Source organism: Pseudomonas sp. GW821-FHT02H09 (genome assembly GCF_059421425.1).
On sequence record NZ_JBWKVA010000003.1, the window covers coordinates 382,493 to 399,255 of the forward strand.

Here is a 16,763-nt window from a genome sequence, read left to right on the forward strand (position 1 = left end):
AGCTCAATACTGATTGGGTTCCATTTCCAGCTGGACCCTGAAACGTTCGGCAATGTCTTTCTGGATTCGTTGCGCGAGGTGCAAAAGCTCCAGCCCGGTCGCCGCTCCGTAATTGACCAGCACCAAGGCCTGCAACCGATGCACACCGGCATCAGCCTCTCGAAAACCCTTCCAGCCAGCTCGCTCGATCAACCAGCCAGCCGCCAGTTTCATTTGCCCGTCAGCTTGTGGATAAGCCACCAGATCGGGGTATTCGCTTTTAAGCTCAGCGACCAAAGCCGCTGCCACCAACGGGTTCTTGAAAAAGCTGCCGGCATTACCGAGCACCGCCGGATCAGGAAGCTTCTCGCCGCGAATACTGCAAATGGCCTGACTGACATCGCTGGCGGTCGGATGGCTGATGCCCTGTTCAGTCAAGCGCTGGCGAACCGGGCCGTATTCGAGGTGCAGATGCTCGACGCGACTCAAGGCCAAGCGCACCCGCAGAATCAACCAACGCCCGGCCTCCTGCTTGAACAGGCTGTCGCGGTAGGCGAATTTGCACTCCTGCCGGCTGAAATCCCGCAGCTCGCCAGTCTGACGGTCCAGCGCGGTCAACCCGGCAAACACGTCCTTGATCTCGACACCGTAGGCACCGATGTTCTGCATCGGCGCGGCACCGACCGTACCGGGGATGAGACTGAGGTTCTCCAGACCGGAGAAACCCTGCTCCAGGGTCCATTGCACGAACGGGTGCCAGGTTTCACCCGCCTCAGCCTCAACGACAACCGTGCTGCCGTCGTCGCTCAACAGGCGAATACCTCGCGTGGCCATGCGCAGCACCAGCGCCTGAATATCTGCGGTGAGCAACAGATTGCTGCCGCCGCCGATCACCAGCAGAGGCAATGCGTGTTCAGCCGCATAAGCCAACCCTTGGCGGACATCGGCGTCGCTATGAGCCTCGGCGAACACCTGCGCACGGACATCGACACCAAAGGTGTTGAACGGTTTGAGAGAAACCTGCGTTTGCAGTTGCAAGGTCATAACCGCCCCTTCAATTCGATCACCAGCAAATCACTGGCACGCTCGATCAAGTCCAGCACCTGCTCGAAACCCTGATCACTGTCGTAATAGGGATCCGGCACTTCATCCACCGGGGATTCATAGCGACGCAGGAACAGGTCCAGCTCAGCCCTGCTGCTGGCCGGCTGCATGGCTTTGAGGTTGCGCAGATTGCTCTGGTCCATCGCCAGAATCAGGTCATAGGTGGCGAAGTCGGCACGGCTCACTTGTTGGGCACGCTGGGCGGACAAATCGTAGCCACGCAACTTCGCGGCCGCTTGGCTGCGTTTGTCCGGCGCCTTGCCGATATGCCAGTCGGCGGTGCCGGCGGAGGCAACTTCCACCTGATCCGCCAGCCCGGCCTCACGCAACTTGCGGCGCAGCACGCCTTCGGCCGTGGGCGAGCGACAAATATTGCCCAGGCAGACAAACAGAACCCGCATCAAGCCTCCAGCAGGCGCCGAACGCGCTCAAGGTCTTGCGCGGTATCGACACCCGCCGGCGGTGCTTCCAGAGCATCGTCAACGTGAATCCGCACGCCATGCCAGAGTGCGCGCAACTGCTCCAGGCACTCAGTGTTTTCCAGCCAGCACGGGCCCCAACTGACGAAGTCATGGAGGAAACCGGCACGGTAGGCGTAGATCCCGATATGTCGACGGTAAGGCACGCCGGCCGGCAATTGCTCCTGGCTCCTGGCGAAGTCATCCCGTGCCCAAGGCAAAGTGGCGCGGCTGAAGGTCAGCGCCAGGCCATTGAGGTCGCTGACGACTTTGACCACATTGGTATTGAACAGGGTTTCAACGTCTTCTATCGGTTCGGCCAGCGTCGACATACGCGCTTCGGGATGGGCTGCCAGATTGGCTGCAACCTGATCGATCACCGCCGGCGGAATCATGGGTTCATCACCCTGCACGTTGACCACGATGGCGTCCGCGGCCAGACCCAGCTTCGTGGCCACCTCAGCCAGACGATCGGTACCGGAGTTATGATCCTCGCGGGTCAACACCACTTCGGCACCGAATGCCTTGCAGGCTTCGACGATGCGCGCATCATCGGTGGCCACCACCACCCGCTGGGCGCTGCTCTTGCAGGCCTGTTCCCAGACGTGCTGGATCATCGGCTTGCCGGCGATCATTTGCAGCGGCTTACCGGGCAGACGTGTGGAGGCGTAACGGGCCGGAATGACGACGGTGAAGACTGTGGTCATTTATCCAGTCGCTCGTCAGCGCTGAGGGTGCGGGCTTCACTTTCGAGCATTACTGGAATGCCATCACGAATCGGATAGGCCAGACCGGCGCCTTTGCTGATCAGCTCGGTTTTATCGGCACTGAGCTTCAGCGGACCTTTGCAGACCGGGCAGGCAAGGATGTCGAGCAATTTGGTGTCCATGAGAATTCCCTGGATAAAAGCGTTTAAGGCAAAAGACGAGCAGGCAACAAGCGCATCAACTGCGTATCGAACCAGGCCACGAAGGCCGGTGACGGCACCGCATCAACCGCCAGGTACCACCAGTCATGTGCCGCGAAAGCGCGGCACTTCACCGCATCCTTCTCGGTCATGACCAGCGGCAATGACGGCATAAAATTCAAAGCCTGCGCGCTGTACTCTGCGTGGTCAGCAAAAGCATGCGGGACTGGCCGCCAGTGTAGCGTTTCAAGAGTGCTGAAGAAACGTTGTGGATTGCCGATACCGGCTACTGCGTGCACGGCCTGCCCTGCCGGGAAGTGGTCGAGCGGGCGTCGCTCGCCGCTCGACAGATTGACCAGTGTGGTGGGTTCAAGTCTGAATCCGAAGCCATCGTCGCGATCCGCCGTAGCACCGTTGTAGAGCAGCGCATCGACGCTCTGCAGGCGCTCGATCGGCTCGCGCAACGGCCCGGCGGGCAGGCAACGACCGTTACCCAAACCGCGGGCCGCATCAATCAGCACCAGTTCAAGGTCCCGGGCCATGCGGTAGTGCTGCATGCCGTCGTCAGAGAGAATCAGATCCAGAGGCTCAGCGGCCAGTAACGCCTGCACCGCGCGGCTGCGATCGGGGTCGATCATCAGCGGCACACCGCTGCGCTGAACGATCAATAGCGGCTCGTCGCCGGCGACATCAGCACTTTGCCCGGCCTCGACTCGCCACGGCAGCTGCGGTGGTTTGGCGCCATAACCGCGGCTGACCACGCCCACCCGCAGACCGCTGCGCTGGCAATGCTTGATCAACCAAAGAATCAGCGGCGTCTTGCCGGTGCCGCCCACCGTGATATTGCCGACCACGACCAACGGCACCGGGGGTTGGTAGATCTCACCCACTCCGGCCAGAAAGCGTTCACGCTTGCGCAGCACCACACGTCGATACAGCCACTCCAACGGCTGCAGCACCTTCAGCGCGGGATGGCCGTTATACCAGGCGGCAAGCAAACGATCGGAAAGTGCCATCAGTGAGCCGGTGCCGCCTCGACGGTGGTCATGCGCAGATGGCTGAAACCGAGCTTGCCGGCAGCATCCATGGCGGTGATCACGGCTTGGTGTTGGGTTTTGCCATCAGCGCTGATCGACAAAGGCAGGTGGGTATCGCCTGCGGACTCTTTCTGCAGCGCCTCCATCAGGCTGGCCAGATCGTTCTTGGGCAGCAATTGATTATTCACCGTGAACACACCGTCGGCACTGATGGCGATATCCAGCTGCTTGGCTTGCTGGTCCTCGGCCGGCGAACCGCTGACAGCTTCCGGCAGCTCAACGCGCAATTGGGTTTCACGGGTAAAAGTGGTGGTCACAACGAAAAACAGCAACAGGATAAACACCACGTCGATCAGCGACGCGAGGTTGATATCGATTGTTTCCCGCTGTTTGCGGCGGAATTTCACGCTCTGCCCTCGACCAGATCAACATCACGGTCGCCCTGCACGACCTCGACCAGTTTGATCGCTTCCTGCTCCATGCCCACCACCAGTTCATCGACCCGGCGTTGCAGGAATCGGTGGAAGAACACCGATGGAATACCGACCATCAGGCCTGCTGCCGTGGTGATCAATGCTTTGGAGATACCACCGGCCAATACCGCGGCGTTGGTGGTCATGCCCGAGCCCATGAATGCGCTGAAAATATCGATCATGCCCAATACCGTACCCAGCAGCCCCAACAATGGCGCCATAGCGGCGATGGTGCCCAGTGCGTTGAGGTAGCGTTCAAGTTCATGAATCACCCGCGCGGCGGCTTCTTCGATGCACTCTTTCATGATCTCGCGGCCATGTTTTGAATTGGCCAGGCCCGCAGCCATGATCTCGCCCAATGGGGAGTTGGCGCGCAGTTCCTTGAGCTTTTCTTTATTGAGTTGCTTGTCCTTGATCCAGACCCAGACCTGCCCGAGCAAATTATCCGGGGTGACGCGGCTGGCTCGCAGGGTCCACAAACGCTCGGCAATGATGGCCAGCGCAGCGATGGAACTCAGAATGATCGGCAACATCATCCAGCCGCCGGATTTGACCAATTCCCACACAGTGACAGTCCCCTCGAAAAAGTGCGCCACTCTAACATAGGGCCTCGACGCACCGAAGACCGTGATGTTGCCTGTCGTCCGGCTTTAATAACTCGCGGTTATTTACTCCCGTCCGGATCACGCCAGAAGCGTCGTTGCTGGCCTATTGCCTCAGGCGGCTTGAAGCTTCCCAACTGAACGCGCAAGGCTCCTTGTTCGGCACTGTCATAAGCAATCATGCCCAGTTTGCGGTAACGCGCCATTACTTGCGGGTGAGGATGACCGAACGAGTTTCCGCGCCCGCGCGAGATCAGCACCGCCGAGGGCGAAAGAGCATTGAGAAATGCCACGGAGGACGAACTGCGACTGCCATGGTGCGGCGCCTGTAGCCAGTCAGTAACAACGGCCAAAGGACTGTCCAGCAGTGCGCGCTCGGCCTGGGCGTCGATATCGCCGGTCAGTAGCAGGCGTTCGCCGTTGGCTTCGACCTGCACTACGCAGGATTTCTGATTACTGTCGGTCGCGGATGACCATTGCCAGAGTTCGAAACTCACCCCGTCCCATTCCCACCTCTTGCCACTCTCACACGACTGCGCTTGCAGCTCGGCAGGCAACGCATCAGGGTCGCCACTCACCACGCGCGCCACCGGCAGCCCTCGCAGAACCGAACGAGCGCCACCGGCATGATCGGCATCGGCGTGACTGAGCAGCATCAGGTCCAGTCCTCGCACGCCCAGCTTGCGCAATGAAGGCAGCACCACCCGTTCTCCGAGATCGAAATCACCGAAACGAGGCCCGGCGTCATACAACAGAGTGTGATGACGAGTGCGCACGATAATGGCCAACCCCTGCCCGACATCCAGTTGCCAGATTTCGGCCTCGCCTTGGGGCACCGTTCTGAGCGGCGCAAAAACCACCAACAACAGCATCGGCCAACCCAACAGCCGCAACGGCAGTCCTTTGGGCAATAGCAGTAGAAAAGCACCGATAACGCTTATCCCCCAGACCCAGAGAGGAATCGCTGCGGGCACCCATGCAGGCGCATACCCCGCCACCAGCGCCAGCCCCTGAAACAGCCAGTCGATCAAGCCGCCCGCCAGCCATAGCAGCCCTTCACCGAGATACGGCAGCGGCAAGAGCAAGGTACCCAACAAGGCCGCAGGCAAAACCACCAGGCTGACCCAAGGCACGGCGAACACATTGGCCAGTGGCCCACTGATGCTGATGGGCAAACCAAGAATCAGCAACACCGGACACAAACCAATAGCAATCAGCCATTGGGCACGGGTCCAGGTTTGCCACCCACTCCAGGCGCCCAAGCGCCCGCTGAACGTAAAAATCAACACCGCCACTGCCGCAAACGACAGCCAGAATCCCGGCTGCAAACTCGCCAGCGGCTCAAGCAACAGGACCACATTCAGCGCCAGCAACAACGGCCACCAGGCCCCCAGATGTCGAAAGCGCAGCCGCCAGAGCAGGACCAGCCCGATCATCACGCACGCTCTGCGTACCGGCACTTCGAACCCCGCCAGCAAGCCGTAACCCAGCGCCGCGCCGAATGCCATCGCGCAGGCCCACGGTAGCCAAGGCAAACGTGTTGGCCACAATCCATACCGCGCCAGCCCGGCGATCAGCATATAAATCGACCCGGCCAGCAGACCAATGTGCTGCCCGGAAATCACCAGCAAATGCACCGTGCCGGTGTCTTGCAGGATCCGCCAATCGGTGGATGTCAGCCCGGCGCCATCACCCAGCACCAAGGCTGCCAACGCACCGGCCCGGCCTTGGGCGTCGACGCTCAAGAGTCGCTGCCGGATGTCGTCGCGCCACGCCCACTGGGCACTTGCGAGCAACTGCCCGTCCTTGACCGTGCCTGTGGCGCCGATTCGTTGCGCCAGCAACCAGGCGTCGTAATCGAAAGCATGGGGATTGCGCAAGCCGCCGGGGCGTTTGAGCTTGACCGCCAGTCGCCAGCGTTCTCCACTGTGGACCGGCGGCCCGCCGTACCAGGCCAGCCGCATCAACTTCGGCAATGGGGTCCGCCGCGATTGCCCACCCTCAAGCTCGAAGCGCACCACACCATCGGCGTTTTGCGGCAAGCCCACCACGCGCCCTTCGAGCCAGCGAGTTTGCCCGTCGAGACTGAGCGCCAGGCGATCATTCAAAGCCCAGTGCGCGCCCGCACACGCCCAACTGAAGCCGAACAGAAAAAATGCCAGTGGATAAGTCCGAAACGGCAAAAGTATCAATCCTGGCACGGGCAATAGCAGCAATAGCCAGATCGGCGGCAGCGCCGGCAAGAAACGCAGGGTCAACAGACCCAACGCGAGCGCAAACATCCCTGTGCGCATAAGTCCGTCCATGAGAATCCTTTTTCTCGGAATAGCCGAGCCGCACGGGCGCAGCTTTATTAATTGTCACAAAGTCTGAATTTTCCATCCGTAGAATCCGGGCATACTTGCCGCTTGAACCGACCGAGATGCCCTATGCCCCGGCGCCTATTCAAACGTTACATGCCAGACCCGACCAGCATCCGGGAACACAAATCCTTACGCTTTCTCGGCACGTTGCTGCACGACCCAAATCTTTGGCACCTCAATCGCCACTCGGTAGCACGCGCGATGGCGGTGGGATTTTTCGCCGCGTTTCTGCCCATTCCATTGCAGATGCTGGTGGCGGCGATTCTGGCGATAACCGTGCGCGGCAATATGCCGATTGCCATCAGCCTGGTCTGGTTGACCAACCCGATTACCATGCCCGCGGTATTTTTCTGCACCTACCAGACCGGCGCCTGGCTAATGAACGTGCCGGCCCGAAGCCTGCCGGACGAGCTGTCCTGGGAGTGGATCAGCGGCGAGTTGTCGACGCTATGGCAGCCTTTCCTGCTGGGCTCAGTGATCACTGGGCTGGTCCTCGGCGCCCTCGCCTATTGCCTGACCATGCTCTACTGGCGCTGGTGGGTCAGCCGGCAATGGACGCGGCGCAAGAAAAGCCGACTGTAAAAATGCAAAAACGGCACCCTTGGGTGCCGTTTCTGTTTTGGAAGGTTGATCAGGGTATGCTGCCTGGCAACAACCGTGGCGAGGCTTTCGCAGGTTACTGACGCATACCGCGACCGCTGACCAGCAGCCGTGCGCAACCGATATACAACACCACCGTCGCGACCAGCATAAAGGCGATGGCCACGCTGATCTTGATATCCGACACTCCAAGGATGCCATAGCGGAAGGCGTTGACCATATGCAGCACCGGGTTGACCAGCGACACGGTCTGCCAGAACGGCGGCAACAATGTGATCGAGTAGAACACCCCGCCCAGATAGGTCAGCGGCGTCAACACGAACGTCGGGATAATCGAGATATCATCGAAGTTGCGTGCAAACACAGCGTTTATGAAGCCCAATAGCGAAAAAATCGTCGCCGTCAGCACCACCACCAGAATGGTCACGCCCAAGTGATGCACCTGCAGATCGGTGAAGAACAACGACAGCAGCGTCACGATCACCCCGACCATCAGCCCGCGCAACACACCACCCAAGGTGTAGCCAATCAGAATGGTGTGCGGCGAAACCGGCGAAACCATCAGTTCTTCGATGGAGCGCTGGAACTTGCTGCCAAAGAAACTCGATACCACGTTACCGTAGGAGTTGGTAATCACCGACATCATGATCAGCCCGGGCACGATGTATTCCATATAGGTGAAACCACCCATATCACCAATCTGCCGACCAATCAGGTTGCCAAAGATCACGAAGTACAAAACCATAGTGATCGCCGGCGGCAGCAGGGTTTGCGGCCAGATCCGGGTAAAGCGCCGGACTTCACGATAGACGATGGTATTGAGCGCAACGAGGTTGGGCTGCAGCTCTGAACTCATACCGCCACCTTCGCCAGATTTTTCTCCACCAGGGACACGAACAACTCCTCAAGGCGATTGGTTTTATTGCGCAGGCTCAGCACTTCGATGTGTTGCGCGGCCAGTTGACCGAACAGCGCAGTGATGCCAACTGATTTATCAACCTGGACTTCCAGGGTGTGACTGTCGACCAGGCGGTTCGGATAGCCGATCAGCTGCGGCGCGACCTTCATGTCGGTTTTCAGATCGAGCAGGAAGGTCTCGACATGCAATTGGCTGAGCAACTGCCGCATGCTGGTGTTCTCGACAATGGTGCCATGGTCGATGATGCCGATATTGCGGCACAGCTGCTCAGCCTCTTCCAGGTAATGAGTGGTGAGGATGATGGTGATGCCTTTCTGATTCAGCTCGGTGAGGAAGGTCCACATCGAGCGACGCAGCTCGATATCCACCCCGGCAGTCGGTTCGTCGAGGATCAGCAGGCGAGGTTCATGCACCAGCGCGCGGGCGATCATCAATCGACGCTTCATGCCGCCGGACAAGGAGCGCGACGGTACATCACGCTTGTCCCACAGGCCTAGCTGGGTCAGGTATTGCTCGGCCCGCTCCTTGGCAATTTTCGGCGGGATGCCGTAGTAGCCAGCCTGAGTCACCACAATGTCGAAGGTCTTTTCGAACTGGTTGAAGTTGAACTCTTGCGGCACCACGCCAATGCAACGCTTGAGCGTGGCGGGCTCACGATCGAGATCATGCCCAAAGATATTCACCGTGCCGCTGGTCTTGTTCACCAGGGTGGAGAGAATGCCGATGGTGGTGGATTTGCCAGCGCCGTTGGGGCCGAGCAAGGCGAAAAAATCACCTTCGGCGACATCCAGATCGATACCACTCAGGGCCTGGAAACCGTTGCCGTAGGTTTTGGTTAGCTGCCGGATGGACAGAGCGGAACTCATATCGGATTTACGCACCAAGAAGGGAAGAAAGTTACAAATAAGGGCGGACCGCACAGAATGCAACGGCGGCGAACAAGGCCAATGGTGCTTGTCGACGCCGCACAAGTACAGTCATGTGTATTGATAGTCGGTATTAAGTCAACGCAGTCATGACGGCTTTCTGATAAGCCGGGCGCTGCTTCAGGCGCTCATACCAGGCCTCCAGGTGGCGCATCTGCGGGCGCTCGATGGGCATTTCAAACCAGGCGTAAATAAAGCTGCCCAGCGGAATATCGCCCATGCCGATTTCATCACCGGACAAATATGGATGCTCGGCCAGCGCCTGATCGACCATCGAAAGCAACTCGGCACAGGTCTTCTGTGCCGCGTTGATCTTGACCCAATCCTGTTGATCCGCCGGGGTGCGCAATACGCCCCAGAACAGATGACGGAACGGTTCGGCCAAGGTCGAGGTGGTCCAGTCCATCCATTTTTCAGCAGCGGCCCGCGCCCGCACATCCACCGGATACCAGGCCGAATCGGCGGCATGCCTGGCGCACAGATAACGCACGATGGTGTTGGATTCCCAGAGCACGAAGCCGTCATCTTCGATTACCGGAATTCGGCCATTGGGGTTCATGGCCCGGTATCCAGGTGTATCGACCACACCAAAGGCACCGCCCGCGTCCAGCGCTTCGTAGGTCAGACCGAGCTCTTCGGCGCACCAGAGTGCCTTTCTGACATTCGACGAATTTTTCCGACCCCAGATCTTCAGCATGACTGCCCCTTGATGGATGAATGCCGGGGCAGTCTACGCCGGATCAGGCGCGACTCAAATCGGTCTGCATATCACCCGGCCGGGCTGGCAACTGATCGCTGAACAAATGCGGATAACATTTTTCCAGATGCTCGAAGAAGAAAACTTCAGGCACATCCGTGAACTGCCCATGGTCCACCAGGTACTCCATCGACTGTTGCCCCTGACGATTGAACGGGTGGAACACGCTGTCATTGACTCCGTCGAACTCAAGCGGTGCCACATCGAACAACTCACAGAGTTGCTGATTGAACGCCGGGGTGGCCTTGACCCAACGGCCCTGCAAATACAGCTCGGTGTAACCGTGCATGGCAAACACATCGCTTCTGAGCAGCGCAAGCAAGCGTGGCGTCGACAGATGATTACGCACATCGGCCAGACCGATCCGTGCAGCAATTGCGCAATGCCGGGCGCATCCGGCGAGCAAGGTCGCCTTGGGCACGCAGTAGCTTTCACCGGTCGCCAGCGCATAACTGCCGCGCAAGGTCTGCGGGTCACGGCTGAAGGTATAAGGGTTGTAGCGCACGGCATCGCGCACGGCGTAATAGAGATTGATCGCCTGTTCGAGCGGGTCACGACTCTCGCCGCGATGCGTTTCGGCGAACTCCACCACCGATGGATGGTCACTATCGATGAAGCGGCCGGGACTCAGATACTCGTGCATGAGAACAATCTCCTGGGGAAGCCACGAGTCTAGCGATAGCCCTGGTACAGAGATAACGACGTTTCGGCCAAATATCAGAGCTTGCCGCTCTGTTAACGCAGGAATTCAACAGTCCGCTATCGAGACAACTTACGAAGTTCACCCGATGTTTCCTACAGATTCAAACACATCGCTCTTAGCACCCTGTTTCGTGGATGCCGTCTAAGCTCTCAGGATGGTTTTGCCCCTGGTTTCACGGAGGATTGAATATGCTGCTGTTGTGGATACTGGTTCTGGTGGTCGGGATCGCCTATCTGGCACATCTCCGCACCACGCCCTTGCCCGCCTTGGGCATGATCGCTGTCTACCTGCTGGCGATGGGCGCCTTCAGCCGTGCACCAGGCTGGCTGTTACTGATTTTCTGGGTGATATTTGCGGCGGTGGCCGCGCCCTTGTTGTTGCCGGACCTGCGACGTAAATACTTCACGGCGCCGCTATTGAGCTGGTTTCAAAAAACCTTGCCGCCAATGTCGCAAACCGAACGCGACGCCATTGATGCCGGCACAGTCTGGTGGGACGGCGAGCTGTTCAGTGGTCGCCCGGACTGGAACAAACTGCTGGCCTACCCAAAGGCGCAACTGAGTGAAGAGGAACAGGCATTCATCGATGGCCCGACCGAAGAGCTCTGCGCCATGGTCAGCGACTGGCAGATCAGCCAGTCCATGGACCTGCCGCCAGAAGCCTGGGATCACATCAAGCAACACGGTTTTTTTGCCCTGATCATTCCCAAGGAGTTCGGCGGTAAAGGCTTCTCAGCCTATGCCCACTCCCAGGTTGCGATGAAACTGGCAACCCGCAGCGGCGACCTGGCCTCCACCGTGATGGTGCCTAACTCCCTCGGCCCGGCCGAACTGCTGCTGCATTACGGCACCGACGAACAGCGCAACCATTATCTGCCCCGCCTCGCCCGTGGCGACGATATCCCCTGCTTTGCCCTGACTGGCCCGCTGGCAGGTTCCGACGCAGGAGCAATGCCCGACACCGGGGTCATTTGCAAAGGTGAATGGGAGGGTAAAGAAACCCTCGGCCTGCGCCTGAACTGGGAAAAGCGTTACATCACCCTCGGCCCGGTTGCCACCTTGCTCGGCCTGGCCTTCAAGGCTTATGACCCGGACCACCTGCTGAGCGAAAATGAAGACCTGGGGATCAGCCTCGCGTTGATTCCGACCGACACTGCTGGCGTAGAAATCGGCCGTCGCCACCTGCCGCTGGGTGCCTCGTTCATGAACGGCCCGAACTCCGGCAAGGACGTCTTCGTGCCGCTGGAGTTCCTCATTGGCGGCCAGGAAATGCTCGGCAAAGGCTGGATGATGCTGATGAACTGCCTGTCGGTCGGGCGCTCGATTTCGCTACCGGCCGTCGGCACCGGCGCGGCCAAGTTCACCAGCCTGGTGACCGGCCAGTATGCGCAGGTTCGCGAGCAGTTCAACGTACCACTGGCGGCCTTCGAAGGGATTCAGGAAGCAATGGCCCGGATCGGCGGCAATGCCTGGCTGATGGACGCCGCACGGATGCTCACCGCCAACGCGGTAGACCTCGGCGAGAAACCCTCGGTACTCTCGGCCATTCTCAAATACCACCTCACCGAACGCGGTCGCGAATGCATTAGCCACGCCATGGACGTCCACGGCGGCAAGGCCATCATCATGGGCCCGAACAACTACCTCGGCCGTAGCTGGCAAGGCGCACCGATCTTCATCACCGTGGAAGGCGCGAACATCCTCTCCCGGAATCTGATGATCTTTGGCCAGGGTGCGATTCGCTGCCATCCATTCGTGCTCAAAGAAATGGCCCTCGCCGGCCGCGAAGACAAACAACAGGCCCTGATCGAATTCGACGGCCTGCTGCTCAAGCACATCGGTTTTGCCGTGAGCAACGCCGCCAGTACCTTGGTGTTGAACCTTGGCCTTGGGCGTTTCGAACACATGCCAGGGGACAAGCTCAGCCAGCGCTACTTCCGCGCCCTCAACCGACAGGCCGCAGCTTTCGCCATGCTCGCCGACTTCAGCATGATGCTGCTGGGCGGCGAACTGAAACGCCGCGAGCGCCTGTCCGCGCGCCTCGGTGATGTGCTCAGCAACCTGTATCTGGCCTCTGCCGCACTCAAGCGTTATCACGACCTCGACTCACCGGAACATCTGCATCCGCTGTTCGTCTGGGCCATGGAAGAAAGCCTCGGCCAGTCCGAACGCGCATTGGACGAACTGCTCACCAACTTCCCGAGCAAGATACTCGGCTGCCTGCTGCGGGTGCTGGTATTCCCGCTCGGTCGTCGGCACAAAGGGCCGTCAGACAAGATGGGAGCTGAAGTCGCGGCGGTCATCTGTCGCGCCAAAGGCGATCCAACCCTGGAAGAGTTACTGGGGGGCTGCTATCGCCCGCAATCGACAGAGGACCCGGTCGGCGCCCTGCAGCATGCCTGCGACTTGCTGAGCGCTGCCCAGCCGCTGCAGAAAAAACTCCAGACGGCGCTCAAAAGTGGTCAGCTCAAACCTGCCGCCGGGGAGCATGCCATCGACGCCGCGCTGGAGGCTGGCGTCTTGCAACCGGTTGAAGTCCAGACCTTGCGTGAAGCAGAAGCGGCACGACGCAAGGTCATCGATGTCGATGACTTTGCCAAAGATGAACTGACGCTCAGCGCGGGTAAAACCCGTTAGACCAGTCCGTATAGCTGTTCAATTATGAAAAGCGGGTGTCGGAGTTATATACTTGCGCGCCCGTTTTGCTTTAGCTCTAGAGGACTCCCGTTATGCTCGACCACACTCTCGCCCTGCTCGCACACTTGCGCAGCATCCTGGTCGCCTTGGGTGAAGCCGAACAGGTTCCGGAAGAAAGCCACGAACTTTTCCTCGAGCGCTTCGACGAACTGATGCTGCAACTGCCGGTCGACCCGATCGAAAGCCAGTACCTGGGGCAAGACATTCTCTGCCAGGTCATCGCGCGTTATCCGCAGATTGCCCATCTGGTGCCACGCGATCTGCTGTGGTACTTCGCCGGCGACTGCCTGCACTTCATGCCCGACGACGAGATCGACCTGTACCAGGCCCTCGAAGATCGTCGTTATGAAGCCGAACAGAACGACGAGCCGTTCGACTGGAACCAGGAAAAACAGCTGCTTTCGATGTCGAACCAGGACGTCAAGCACTGATTCAACGCACAAACGCAAAAGGCCCGCTCGGTTAAACCGGCGGGCCTTTTTATTTGCTGATGAACTGCAGCGTAAGCAAGATCAAAGCAACCCATCGCTTTGCGCAAGCTCATCCGCCAGTGCAGTTTTGCTGGGAACACTCGACTTCCCCGGCTTGCTCAGCGTCGGCTCCTTCTCCAGGCACTCCACCAGATAGTCGATGAACACCCGCAGCTTCGGCGGCAAATAGCGCGTCGGCGAATGAAGAAGCCATGCTCCGCCGTGATACGAGGCGAGAAAGGTCCAGTCCGGCAGCACCTGCACGATCAGCCCCTGCTCCAGCGCATAACGCGCGGTGAAGTACGGCAAGCTGCCAATCCCGATATGCTGGAGCACCGCCTCCAGCCGCACGCCGGTATGGTTAGCCGCATAGCGTCCACGCACCCCCACGGTTACCGCTTTGGTTCCCTGCCTGAACTTCCAGCGCGCATCACTCGGCGTCTCACCCAGATAAATACAACTGTGGCTGAGCAGGTCATGGGGATGGGTAGGTGTCCCGTGCTCGGCCAGATACTGCGGCGTCGCACACAACAAGTGCTCGATACTCAGCAACTGACGCCCCACCAGACCGGCCGGCGGTCGATCCGTGATGCGAATAGCGAGGTCTACGTTATCATCGATCAGGTCCACGTTGCGGTCTTCGAGTAACAACTCCACATCGACCTTCGGATAGCGACGCAAAAACTCCGGCATGTGCGGATGAATAACAAATCGCCCTACCGCCTTGGGCACACTCACTCGCACCAGCCCCTCGGCCTCATGGGTGTACTGGCCGCTGATTTCCATCACCGACCTGGCCGCACTGACCATCTCCTGGCAGCGCTTGAAGACCTCTTCGCCACCGTCGCTAAGCCGCAATTTTCGCGTGGTGCGCTGCAGCAGTCGGATGGCCAGCACCTTCTCCAATCGCGAGATGCTGCGACTTACCGCTGAAGGCGACGAACCCAGTTGCCGGGCGGCTTCCGAGAAACTACCGGTCTCGACAACTTTCACGAAAATCGCCATTTCACCCAGCAAAGGCAGTGGAAGATTTATGCTCACAACGCAAAAGTCCATTGATGTTTGAATGGATTATCACGCAATTCCGGCATCCATATAATAAAAATAGAAATTTCAACAAGAGCACGAGATATGACACTTCGCCTGTTTTTCCATAGCGATGACCTCGAAGCCAATGTGGAAGTCCTGGATTGCACGCCCCACGAGAACGAATTTTCCGTCACCTTGCGCGCAACGCCCTTCCACCCCCAAGGCGGTGGCCAGCCCTTCGATACCGGCTGGATCGGCGAAAGCCAGGTACTGCGCGTCACCCAGGAATCGCAGCGGATCGTGCATTACGTCACCCATCCGGTAACGCCGGGAATAACGCAAGTACGGGTGGATGAGCAGCGTCGTCAGATCAACACCCGGATGCATTCGGCCGGCCATTTGATCGGCCACTTTGCCGAATCACTCGGCTGGATTCCGATCAAAGCCCACCACTGGCCCGGCGAGGGACGAATTACCTTCAAGCCGGGAGAAAGGCCACAGGACTTTGATGTCGACCCCCTGCAGACTGCATTGAATCAATGGATTGCAGATGACCTGCCGCGGCTGATTTCCCAGCGCGAGGGCACCCGCGAAATCGGTTTCGGCGAGCTGCCGGCATATGGCTGCGGCGGCACCCATGTACGTCGTCTACAGGAATTAGGCTCAGTCAAGATCGCTACCCTTTCGCAAAAGAAGGGAACGCTTTCAGTTCACTACAGCGTGGACTGATCCATTGGCGATATCGCTCCAGACGTAATGCTTGACGTCAAGCGTCTCGATACGACGCGCATAAAAAACTCGCCAATGAAGAAACACTCGCCATTCGCGTAAAGAGTCGAGCCTGTTTTTTTGTCGGCTATCGGGGCAATGCCTCACCCATTACTGACTGGAGTTGAAATGCTTTCGAACTACCTGGGCGAGTTTCTCGCACTGGCTACGATCCACTTTCTGGCAGTGGTCGCCCCTGGGCCGGACTTCGCAGTCACCATCCGTCAGAGCGTGCGCTACGGTCGGGTGGTCGGGTTGTACACAGCCATCGGGATCGGCGCAGGCATTTCGGTGCATGTGCTTTACACCTTGCTCGGGGTTGGCGCGCTGATGCACACCACACCGTGGTTGCTGAGCGTCGCCAGGGTCGTCGGCGGCGCCTACATCCTGTATCTAGGGGTGAGCCTTATGCGCAGTAAACCGAAAACCGCTGTTGACGGCAGCAATGCTGCGCCGGAGCAAATGGAACGTCAGACTTTACCCAAAGCCTTCATCACCGGATTCCTGACCAATGCCACCAACCCCAAAGCTACGCTGTTCTTCCTGGCGATCTTCACGACGGTCATCAGCGCTTCGACACCACTGACGATTCAGGCGCTTTACGGAGTCTGGATGTGTTTTGTAAATGCGCTGTGGTTCATCATTGTTGCGCTGTTCTTTTCCAGCGCCCGCGTGCGGTTGCTGTTCATGCGCATGGGTCACTGGTTTGAACGGACCATGGGTGTGATCCTGATTTTGTTCGCTGGGCGACTGATCCTGTCGATGTGATTGGACTCTCAATGCAAAAGGCCCGCTCAGCATGACTGGCGGGCCTTTTTGACATTGTCGCGTTCAGGCTGGATACAAAAGACGCACAAACAAAAACGCCGCTCAGAGAGCGGCGTTTTTGTATAAATGGAGCGGGAAACGAGACTCGAACTCGCGACCCCGACCTTGGCAAGGTCGTGCTCTACCAACTGAGCTATTCCCGCA

Annotated in this window: 18 protein-coding genes and 1 tRNA gene; 5 read left to right on the plus strand and 14 right to left on the minus strand. The window is 58.9% G+C overall.

All coding sequences use genetic code 11. From position 1 onward, the window contains the following. Positions 1-3: 3 nt before the first annotated feature. The 8 genes from murB to AC07VR_RS06340 form a co-directional block, all read right to left on the minus strand. The gene (gene murB, locus AC07VR_RS06305) at positions 4-1,023 is read right to left on the minus strand and encodes a UDP-N-acetylmuramate dehydrogenase (RefSeq protein WP_495010723.1); all 1,020 of its coding nucleotides are present in this window, start codon (positions 1,021-1,023) and stop codon (positions 4-6) included. Next, complete coding sequence (locus AC07VR_RS06310; protein WP_495010724.1) at positions 1,020-1,484, minus strand: low molecular weight protein-tyrosine-phosphatase; 465 nt, start codon at positions 1,482-1,484, stop codon at positions 1,020-1,022. Before AC07VR_RS06310 ends, murB begins: the two co-directional genes overlap by 4 nt. Then, positions 1,484-2,248 (minus strand): 3-deoxy-manno-octulosonate cytidylyltransferase, encoded by a 765-nt coding sequence (gene kdsB / locus AC07VR_RS06315; protein WP_495010725.1) that lies wholly within the window; start codon positions 2,246-2,248, stop codon positions 1,484-1,486. The genes AC07VR_RS06310 and kdsB overlap by 1 nt, the downstream gene beginning before the upstream one ends. Next, a complete protein-coding gene (locus AC07VR_RS06320) occupies positions 2,245-2,430 on the minus strand; it encodes a Trm112 family protein (protein WP_494994014.1) in 186 nt (61 codons plus the stop codon). Before AC07VR_RS06320 ends, kdsB begins: the two co-directional genes overlap by 4 nt. 23 nt (positions 2,431-2,453) lie before the next feature. Then, positions 2,454-3,464, minus strand: a complete 1,011-nt coding sequence (gene lpxK / locus AC07VR_RS06325) for a tetraacyldisaccharide 4'-kinase (RefSeq protein ID WP_495010726.1) — start codon at positions 3,462-3,464, stop codon at positions 2,454-2,456. Then, on the minus strand, positions 3,464-3,892 hold the full coding sequence (locus AC07VR_RS06330) for an ExbD/TolR family protein (RefSeq protein WP_494994016.1): 429 nt from the start codon (positions 3,890-3,892) through the stop codon (positions 3,464-3,466). The genes lpxK and AC07VR_RS06330 overlap by 1 nt, the downstream gene beginning before the upstream one ends. Continuing rightward, positions 3,889-4,524 carry a MotA/TolQ/ExbB proton channel family protein gene (locus AC07VR_RS06335; RefSeq protein WP_495010727.1) on the minus strand — a complete coding sequence of 212 codons (636 nt, stop codon included), beginning with the start codon at positions 4,522-4,524 and terminating at the stop codon, positions 3,889-3,891. Before AC07VR_RS06335 ends, AC07VR_RS06330 begins: the two co-directional genes overlap by 4 nt. Before the next feature lie 98 nt (positions 4,525-4,622). Further along, positions 4,623-6,854 carry a DNA internalization-related competence protein ComEC/Rec2 gene (locus AC07VR_RS06340; RefSeq protein WP_495010738.1) on the minus strand — a complete coding sequence of 744 codons (2,232 nt, stop codon included), beginning with the start codon at positions 6,852-6,854 and terminating at the stop codon, positions 4,623-4,625. A 135-nt stretch (positions 6,855-6,989) separates the two neighbouring features. Between AC07VR_RS06340 and AC07VR_RS06345 the strand changes: the two genes are divergently transcribed. Next, positions 6,990-7,505: a DUF2062 domain-containing protein gene (locus tag AC07VR_RS06345; RefSeq protein ID WP_495010728.1), complete on the plus strand. Its 516-nt coding sequence runs from the start codon at positions 6,990-6,992 to the stop codon at positions 7,503-7,505. Between the two features lie 94 nt (positions 7,506-7,599). Here the strand turns inward: AC07VR_RS06345 and AC07VR_RS06350 are convergent, their stop codons facing one another. The 4 genes from AC07VR_RS06350 to AC07VR_RS06365 all read right to left on the minus strand — a co-directional run bounded on the left by AC07VR_RS06350 (position 7,600) and on the right by AC07VR_RS06365 (position 10,768). Next, a complete protein-coding gene (locus AC07VR_RS06350; RefSeq protein ID WP_494994019.1) occupies positions 7,600-8,379 on the minus strand; it encodes an ABC transporter permease in 780 nt (259 codons plus the stop codon). Further along, positions 8,376-9,308 (minus strand): ABC transporter ATP-binding protein, encoded by a 933-nt coding sequence (locus AC07VR_RS06355; RefSeq protein ID WP_495010729.1) that lies wholly within the window; start codon positions 9,306-9,308, stop codon positions 8,376-8,378. The genes AC07VR_RS06350 and AC07VR_RS06355 overlap by 4 nt, the downstream gene beginning before the upstream one ends. Positions 9,309-9,441: 133 nt before the next feature. Further along, positions 9,442-10,065 carry a glutathione S-transferase family protein gene (locus AC07VR_RS06360; protein ID WP_494994021.1) on the minus strand — a complete coding sequence of 208 codons (624 nt, stop codon included), beginning with the start codon at positions 10,063-10,065 and terminating at the stop codon, positions 9,442-9,444. Positions 10,066-10,108: 43 nt separating this feature from the next. Beyond that, entirely contained in the window at positions 10,109-10,768 is a 660-nt protein-coding gene (locus AC07VR_RS06365; protein WP_495010730.1) for a transglutaminase-like domain-containing protein, read from the minus strand. A 248-nt stretch (positions 10,769-11,016) separates the two neighbouring features. Here AC07VR_RS06365 and AC07VR_RS06370 point away from each other — a divergent pair, with 248 nt between their 5' ends. After that, complete coding sequence (locus tag AC07VR_RS06370) at positions 11,017-13,464, plus strand: acyl-CoA dehydrogenase (RefSeq protein WP_495010731.1); 2,448 nt, start codon at positions 11,017-11,019, stop codon at positions 13,462-13,464. 92 nt (positions 13,465-13,556) lie between these two features. Then, positions 13,557-13,955: a PA2817 family protein gene (locus AC07VR_RS06375; protein ID WP_494994024.1), complete on the plus strand. Its 399-nt coding sequence runs from the start codon at positions 13,557-13,559 to the stop codon at positions 13,953-13,955. 81 nt (positions 13,956-14,036) lie between these two features. Here the strand turns inward: AC07VR_RS06375 and AC07VR_RS06380 are convergent, their stop codons facing one another. Further along, the gene (locus AC07VR_RS06380; RefSeq protein WP_494994025.1) at positions 14,037-15,035 is read right to left on the minus strand and encodes a LysR family transcriptional regulator; all 999 of its coding nucleotides are present in this window, start codon (positions 15,033-15,035) and stop codon (positions 14,037-14,039) included. Between the two features lie 90 nt (positions 15,036-15,125). Here AC07VR_RS06380 and AC07VR_RS06385 point away from each other — a divergent pair, with 90 nt between their 5' ends. Continuing rightward, on the plus strand, positions 15,126-15,752 hold the full coding sequence (locus AC07VR_RS06385) for an alanyl-tRNA editing protein (RefSeq protein WP_495010732.1): 627 nt from the start codon (positions 15,126-15,128) through the stop codon (positions 15,750-15,752). 168 nt (positions 15,753-15,920) lie between these two features. Beyond that, complete coding sequence (locus AC07VR_RS06390) at positions 15,921-16,559, plus strand: LysE family translocator (RefSeq protein WP_494994027.1); 639 nt, start codon at positions 15,921-15,923, stop codon at positions 16,557-16,559. A 127-nt stretch (positions 16,560-16,686) separates the two neighbouring features. Here the strand turns inward: AC07VR_RS06390 and AC07VR_RS06395 are convergent. After that, positions 16,687-16,762: transfer RNA gene (locus tag AC07VR_RS06395), tRNA-Gly, on the minus strand. Position 16,763: the final 1 nt, after the last annotated feature.

What these genes read in the sequence shown, in the direction of transcription:
- murB (WP_495010723.1), bottom strand. Translation starts at nt 1,023, where the DNA reads ATGACCTTGCAACTGCAAACGCAGGTTTCTCTCAAACCGTTCAACACC.
- AC07VR_RS06310 (WP_495010724.1), bottom strand. Translation starts at nt 1,484, where the DNA reads ATGCGGGTTCTGTTTGTCTGCCTGGGCAATATTTGTCGCTCGCCCACG.
- kdsB (WP_495010725.1), bottom strand. Translation starts at nt 2,248, where the DNA reads ATGACCACAGTCTTCACCGTCGTCATTCCGGCCCGTTACGCCTCCACA.
- AC07VR_RS06320 (WP_494994014.1), bottom strand. Translation starts at nt 2,430, where the DNA reads ATGGACACCAAATTGCTCGACATCCTTGCCTGCCCGGTCTGCAAAGGT.
- lpxK (WP_495010726.1), bottom strand. Translation starts at nt 3,464, where the DNA reads ATGGCACTTTCCGATCGTTTGCTTGCCGCCTGGTATAACGGCCATCCC.
- AC07VR_RS06340 (WP_495010738.1), bottom strand. Translation starts at nt 6,854, where the DNA reads ATGCGCACAGGGATGTTTGCGCTCGCGTTGGGTCTGTTGACCCTGCGT.
- AC07VR_RS06345 (WP_495010728.1), top strand. Translation starts at nt 6,990, where the DNA reads ATGCCCCGGCGCCTATTCAAACGTTACATGCCAGACCCGACCAGCATC.
- AC07VR_RS06350 (WP_494994019.1), bottom strand. Translation starts at nt 8,379, where the DNA reads ATGAGTTCAGAGCTGCAGCCCAACCTCGTTGCGCTCAATACCATCGTC.
- AC07VR_RS06355 (WP_495010729.1), bottom strand. Translation starts at nt 9,308, where the DNA reads ATGAGTTCCGCTCTGTCCATCCGGCAGCTAACCAAAACCTACGGCAAC.
- AC07VR_RS06360 (WP_494994021.1), bottom strand. Translation starts at nt 10,065, where the DNA reads ATGCTGAAGATCTGGGGTCGGAAAAATTCGTCGAATGTCAGAAAGGCA.
- AC07VR_RS06365 (WP_495010730.1), bottom strand. Translation starts at nt 10,768, where the DNA reads ATGCACGAGTATCTGAGTCCCGGCCGCTTCATCGATAGTGACCATCCA.
- AC07VR_RS06370 (WP_495010731.1), top strand. Translation starts at nt 11,017, where the DNA reads ATGCTGCTGTTGTGGATACTGGTTCTGGTGGTCGGGATCGCCTATCTG.
- AC07VR_RS06375 (WP_494994024.1), top strand. Translation starts at nt 13,557, where the DNA reads ATGCTCGACCACACTCTCGCCCTGCTCGCACACTTGCGCAGCATCCTG.
- AC07VR_RS06385 (WP_495010732.1), top strand. Translation starts at nt 15,126, where the DNA reads ATGACACTTCGCCTGTTTTTCCATAGCGATGACCTCGAAGCCAATGTG.
- AC07VR_RS06390 (WP_494994027.1), top strand. Translation starts at nt 15,921, where the DNA reads ATGCTTTCGAACTACCTGGGCGAGTTTCTCGCACTGGCTACGATCCAC.